Annotated in this window: 6 protein-coding genes; 5 read left to right on the forward strand and 1 reads right to left on the reverse strand. The window is 30.6% G+C overall.

What is annotated here, in order from left to right:
* On the reverse strand, positions 1-230 hold a 230-nt coding region (locus tag VFS71_RS14205; protein ID WP_326402048.1), incomplete at its 3' end, for a response regulator.
* 215 nt (positions 231-445) lie between these two features.
* Here VFS71_RS14205 and panB point away from each other — a divergent pair.
* The 5 genes from panB to VFS71_RS14230 all read left to right on the forward strand — a co-directional run.
* A complete protein-coding gene (gene panB, locus VFS71_RS14210) occupies positions 446-1264 on the forward strand; it encodes a 3-methyl-2-oxobutanoate hydroxymethyltransferase (protein WP_326402042.1) in 819 nt (272 codons plus the stop codon).
* Between the two features lie 38 nt (positions 1265-1302).
* Entirely contained in the window at positions 1303-1998 is a 696-nt protein-coding gene (locus VFS71_RS14215) for an RluA family pseudouridine synthase (RefSeq protein WP_326402043.1), read from the forward strand.
* A gap of 74 nt (positions 1999-2072) precedes the next feature.
* The gene (locus VFS71_RS14220; RefSeq protein ID WP_326402044.1) at positions 2073-3401 is read left to right on the forward strand and encodes an aldehyde dehydrogenase; all 1329 of its coding nucleotides are present in this window, start codon (positions 2073-2075) and stop codon (positions 3399-3401) included.
* 429 nt (positions 3402-3830) lie between these two features.
* Positions 3831-4601, forward strand: a complete 771-nt coding sequence (locus VFS71_RS14225; RefSeq protein ID WP_326402045.1) for a hypothetical protein — start codon at positions 3831-3833, stop codon at positions 4599-4601.
* Between the two features lie 742 nt (positions 4602-5343).
* Positions 5344-6441 (forward strand): PAS domain S-box protein (locus VFS71_RS14230; RefSeq protein ID WP_326402046.1); only part of this gene is annotated, 1098 nt, incomplete at its 3' end.

Below are 6441 nucleotides of genomic sequence, written 5' to 3' on the forward strand. Positions count from 1 at the left end.
ACCTCTGTCAAAGGAAAAGCAGTTTTTATTTTTTGAAGAAAATCAACACCATTGCCATCTGGAAGTTTGACGTCGCATAAAACAACATCAATATCATTAGCATCCAATTTTTTAAACCCAGACTTTAAATCGGAAGCTTCAAACACAACAAAACCTTCGGATTTTATGATTCGGGCAAGAAGATGACGTAATTTTTCTTCGTCGTCAATAATGAGGATATTTTTCAAAATTATGTTTGTGATTTAGTTTTTCAAAATTAGCTATTTTAATTATTTGTTATAGAAATTCTTTAAAATAGTTTAGTAAAATAGCAATTTCATAATTTCCCAAGCCTCCTTTGTGATATTCCTTTTAAAAATTCAATTTAAAAAAATTCAATTTATTACTTTTACACTCTCAAAATAAAATCAATACCGAGCGTTTCGGAATTAAAATAATAAATCCAATGTCTGCAATAAAAAAAGATTACAAAAGAATTACCACCAAGTCTTTAATTGATATGAAATCCAATGGTGAAAAAATTTCCATGTTAACTGCTTATGATTATACGATGGCCAAAATTGTGGATACCGCTGGGATTGACGTAATTTTGGTTGGAGATTCAGCCTCCAATGTTATGGCTGGTCATGAAACGACTTTACCAATTACATTGGATCAAATGATTTATCATGCATCATCTGTGGTTCGAGCTGTCGAAAGAGCTTTAGTTGTTGTTGATTTACCTTTTGGAAGTTACCAATCCGATTCTAAAGAAGCTTTACGTTCTTCTATCAGAATCATGAAAGAAAGTGGTGGTCACGCTGTGAAATTGGAAGGTGGTAAAGAAATTAAAGAATCGATCAAAAAAATCTTGAATGCAGGAATTCCTGTTATGGGACATTTAGGATTAACTCCACAATCTATTTATAAATTTGGTACTTATACCGTTCGTGCCAAAGAAGAACAAGAAGCCGAAAAATTAATTGAAGATGCAAAATTACTAGAACAATTAGGTTGTTTTGCTTTGGTACTTGAAAAAATACCAGCTCATTTGGCGACAAAAGTAGCGCAAAGCATTTCGATTCCTGTTATCGGAATTGGTGCTGGTGGCGGTGTAGATGGACAAGTATTGGTAATTCACGATATGTTGGGGATGAATAACGAATTCAGTCCTCGTTTCTTGAGACGTTACATGAATTTATACGAAGGAATGACTTCTGCAATTAGTCAATATGTAGAAGATGTAAAATCAGAGGATTTTCCAAACGAGAAAGAACAATACTAGTAGTTTTCATTCATTAAAATTTGCTAAACAATTAACCATTGTCGAATAAAATAATTTCAAACAAAAACAATCTCCAAATCCTACATGAAGACAATCACTTAATAGTGGTCAATAAACGTGTAGGCGATATTGTGCAAGGAGATAAAACGGGAGACAAGCCATTGAGCGATGTTGTAAAAGAATATATTAAAGACAAATACAACAAGCCCGGTGAGGTATTTCTGGGAGTGGTGCATCGATTGGACAGACCAACGACCGGGATTGTAGTTTTTGCACGTACCAGCAAAGCTTTAACTCGTATGAATGAATTATTCAGCCAAAGGGAAACTCAAAAAACATATTGGGCGGTAGTCAAAAACAGGCCTTCCAAAAATGAAGACACCCTTATTCATTACATCAAAAGAAACGAGAAAAATAATACTTCAAAAGCACACGTAAAAGAAGTACCTGATAGTAAATTGGCTAGTTTGGAGTATAAAATCATTAAAGAACTAGACAATTATTACGGACTCGAAATTCAACTACACACAGGCAGGCACCACCAAATACGAGCGCAATTATCAGCAATTGGTTCTCCAATAAAAGGGGATTTAAAATATGGTTTTGACAGAAGCAATCCTGACGGAGGAATCCATCTTCATGCCCGAAAACTGGTATTTATACATCCCGTTTCGAAAGAGGAAATCACTATTATTGCCCCAACTCCAGACGAAGTGATCTGGAAAGCCATTTAATATTTTAATGAAAAAAATATTATAATATCGATATTAAATTTTAACTTGCAGTATATAAAGTAATCTGTTTTGCAATGAATTACAAATTAAACATTAGTTCAAGAAAAGAAGCTTTAATTAAATTGTTGGATGTAATTATCAAGCATGAAAATGAAATCATTCAGGCCTTATACGATGATTTCAAAAAACCTCCTTTTGAGTCGATTGCCACCGAAACCAATTATGTTATATCCGAATTAAAAGACACTATAAAAAACATTGGGAAATGGAGTAAAAATAAAAGAGTTTTTCCTTCTATACTCAATTTTCCATCAACTGATTATATCGTTAAAGAACCTTACGGCAAAGTCTTGATTATCGCCCCTTGGAATTATCCTTTTCAATTAGCGATTTGTCCTTTGATAGCAGCAGTTGCCGCAGGTAATCAAGTAGTCTTAAAACCTTCAGAATTGACACCAAGAACATCAGCAATACTTTTCAAAATTGCCGAAAAAGCTTTTCAACATCAGCACGTAAAAGTAATTGAAGGCGGTGTCGAAACTGCACAAAAATTATTGGCACAACGCTGGGATTATATTTTCTTTACAGGAAGTGTAGCTGTTGGAAAAATTGTTGCCAAAGCTGCCGCAGAACACCTCACCCCAGTAACCCTTGAATTAGGAGGGAAAAACCCTTGCATTATTGATGAAACTGCCAATTTAAAGTTAGCAGCAAAGAGAATTGTTTGGGGTAAATTTTTGAATGCAGGGCAAACTTGTATTGCTCCAGATTATATTTTGATCCAAGAAGACATGAAAAGCCATTTTGTTGAATTTTTGAAAAAAGAAATCACAAAAGCTTATGGCAAAAACCCAAAAGAATCTCCAGATTTTGCTCGAATAGTAAACGAAAAAAACTGCATCAGATTAATGGGTTTAATTGAACCTGAAAAAGTAATTTTTGGAGGCGAAACTGACATCGAAGATTGTTACATTTCCCCAACTCTAATTGAAGAAAATTCCCTTGAAAGTTTACTGATGGAAGAAGAGATATTTGGACCAATACTACCAATAATCACTTATAAAGACGAAAAGGAAATAACGCAAACCATTTCAAGATACGAGAAACCATTAGCGCTATATGTTTTTACCGACGATAGAAAATTTGCCCGAAAAATAGTTACCAATTTTTCATTTGGAGGTGGTTGTATCAACGACACTGTTATTCATTTTGCCAATAAAAGACTTCCTTTTGGAGGTGTAGGTCATAGCGGGATAGGTGCATATCATGGCAAATTGAGCTTTGATACTTTTTCACATCAAAAAGGAATTGTAAAAAAAGCCAATTGGTTGGATTTGGAGTTACGATACGCACCCTATGAAAAAAAAATAGATACCTTAAAGAAAATTTTAAATTGGCTCTAACAATAAAAAAATGATTGGGAATCTACAAAACACCTAGAAATTATTTCTTTCAAAACTATTAATCTTATTTTATATTTTTTTTAGGAATTCTGATATATATCAAGTACTTTTCTCTTCTAATTATCGGACTATTTAAACCTATTTAAAGACAAATCCACAAAAAGACTTGTCGATTGCTACTCACAAAAAATCAGAACCAGTTACTCAAAATTTCATGATTAGTGTGACTACTAAGATGTACAACACTAGTCAAAGCAAAATTTTGACTTCTTAAAAGTAAAAAAAACAGTAATTTTACCCTCTGAATCCAAAATCGCCATAATTTTTAGATTATTGTATCCGAAAAAAAAACATTTATGGAGAACAGCATTTAAAGAAATCGATTTTAAAACAAAGCTTAATCTAACCAACATAATTAACCTAGTCAAAATGAACCAAACACAAGAAAGATTATACGATATTGAAAAAAACGGATACCAAATAGATTTTGCAAATATTTTTAATCATGCCTTCGAAAATTATAAAAAGATTGCACTGTATGCAGGATTAGTTCTTTTCATTTTTAGTGTTTTATTTGCCATTTTTATTGGAATATCATTAGCATCCGTAATAGGAGTTACTGCAATGACAAAAGAACTTTCTCCAGAAAAATTAAAAATTGAAAATCTATCCGAATCTAATTTTTTAATTTTTGGTGTTACTTCACTTATTACATCCTGTTTATTGAGCCCATTTCAGGCAGCATTCTTAAAAATGGCACATTGTGGAGACCGAGATGAAGAGTTCCATATTTCTGATTTATTTGGTTATTATAAACTTCCATATCTTAAAGAAATTATCGTATCCTCATTTTTAATTTCGGTGATTGGTTTTGTTCAAGCTACTTTGTTTACGTACTTGCATTTAGATTTACTTGGAAAAGTTACAACTTGTTTTATTTCCTATATTACTCTTCTTACAATCCCGCTTATCATTTTTGGAGATTTAAAAGCAATCGAAGCCATTAAATATAGCATTTTACTTATTTTCAAGCAACCATTCGTTATACTAGGATTAATAATTGTGGCATTTATTGGTTCATTAGTAGGCTTTATGGGATGTTGTATTGGTATATTTTTTACCTTACCCTTTCTCTATTCAATGAATTATGCAATCTATTCAGATATTGTAGGTATTGATGCTCCTCGTGAAATTCAATAAACAGTATTAACAAGCTATATGCTACCTACTAATCTGATTAAAATTTTAATGCCATATACAATTAAAAAGTAACCTTTAAACTATGTTATTATTTTGTAACATATTGTACATTTTAAACTTCAACTTTTCTTTTCCAAGCTTAGTTTCTATTCCTATGCAATTAAGCCTGGAATCAACACATTTAATATTTACAAACCACAGAAATGTTATTTTATTAATATTACTTGTTACCATAATAATAGCATTATTGTATTCAAATTCAAAAATAAATTATATTTTAAAAAACATAGATAACCTTCCAACGGAAGAATCAGATAAACGAGAATACCAACTTTATTTATTGTTTCTTGGATTAATAATTCCATTTTTTGAAATTCTATTTGAATTATTTCATGTAAGACCCAAAAGTCTATTAATAATCAACTTTTCAATAGGTTGTTTTTTTCTGTTACTGTTTTTAATAAGCGAAAAATCAAAATACTTATATAATAGAATTAAAACTATTTTTATTTTCTTATTTTATTTTTATTCACTATTAGTTGGATACAATATTGCGTTTCGTCATGATGATATTATCCCTACTTATGCATTTATAGTTTTATTTTTATTTTCATACATTATCATTAAACCAATAAAAAAATATTGGATATTTTCAGGCCTTGTCTTTTGCTATTTATTTCTAATTTATGCTTTTGATTTGATCCCTGTCAAAAGGGGTATTATACTGATCAATTTCGGTCTTATGGTATTTATTATAAACTATGTAAGACACATCTCAATAGCAAAAATTCAAGAGAAATTTAATTTCACCAATGAAATTGTAAACAAAGGGAACTCGCTAACCATTGCCACAAACAAAGAAGGCGAAGTTACTTTTTGCAGTAACACCATTACTTCAATATTAGGATATACTCCAAATGAGGTTATGGGACTGAAATTTTGGAAACTAACCGAAGATCCCGAATTTATTGGAATTGATTATCATGCAAATTTTGTAGACAATCGACTATACGTTAGAAAATTAAAATGTAAAAACGGGGAATATAAATTTATACAATGGATTGACAAACAATTCTCCGAAGACTCCATAATTGGAATAGGTCAAGATATTACTAATGAAATAAAAATACGAAATCAGTACGAAAACTTAATTCAAACTGCCGTAGATATCATTTTTGAAGCGGATTACAAAGGAAATTTCACATTTATAAATGATTATGCAATAAGAATTTTAGGATATTCAAAAGAGGAATTCCTGGCTAAAAATTTCTCTTCCATAATACGAAAAGACTACATAACCAATACCATGAGTTTTTACCAAAACATTCTTGATATTGAAGAAAATTTTACCACACTTGAATTTCCTATTATCAAAAAGGATGGAAGTGAATTATGGATTTCTCAAAATGTTTTTATCAGAAGAAATAGTTTCGGAGAAATAGATGGCTATTCAGGAATTGCAAGAGATATTACTTTGTTGAAAGACATCGAATATGAAAATTCAAAAAGACAGGGGAAAATAGAAAAATATAGTAAAACACTTAAAGATTTAGCAGTCATTAACCACTCTAATGGTGATGATTTTAACCAAACAATTATTAATATCCTAAAAATTACATCTGTAGAATTGGAAGTAAATAGAGCAAGTTATTGGATATATGATACCGATAAAATTATATGCGATAAACTTTATAAATCAAAAACAAACACAATAGAAAGCGGGCTTCAATTTTATAGAAATGAAAATTTAGATTATTTCGAAAAAATTGAAAGTAAACTTCAAGTTGTTCAATCCGATATTATATCTTATGCTATCAATAATGAAATAAAAAGTAATTAT

The organism is Flavobacterium sp., from assembly GCF_035760125.1.
GTDB lineage: Bacteria > Bacteroidota > Bacteroidia > Flavobacteriales > Flavobacteriaceae > Flavobacterium.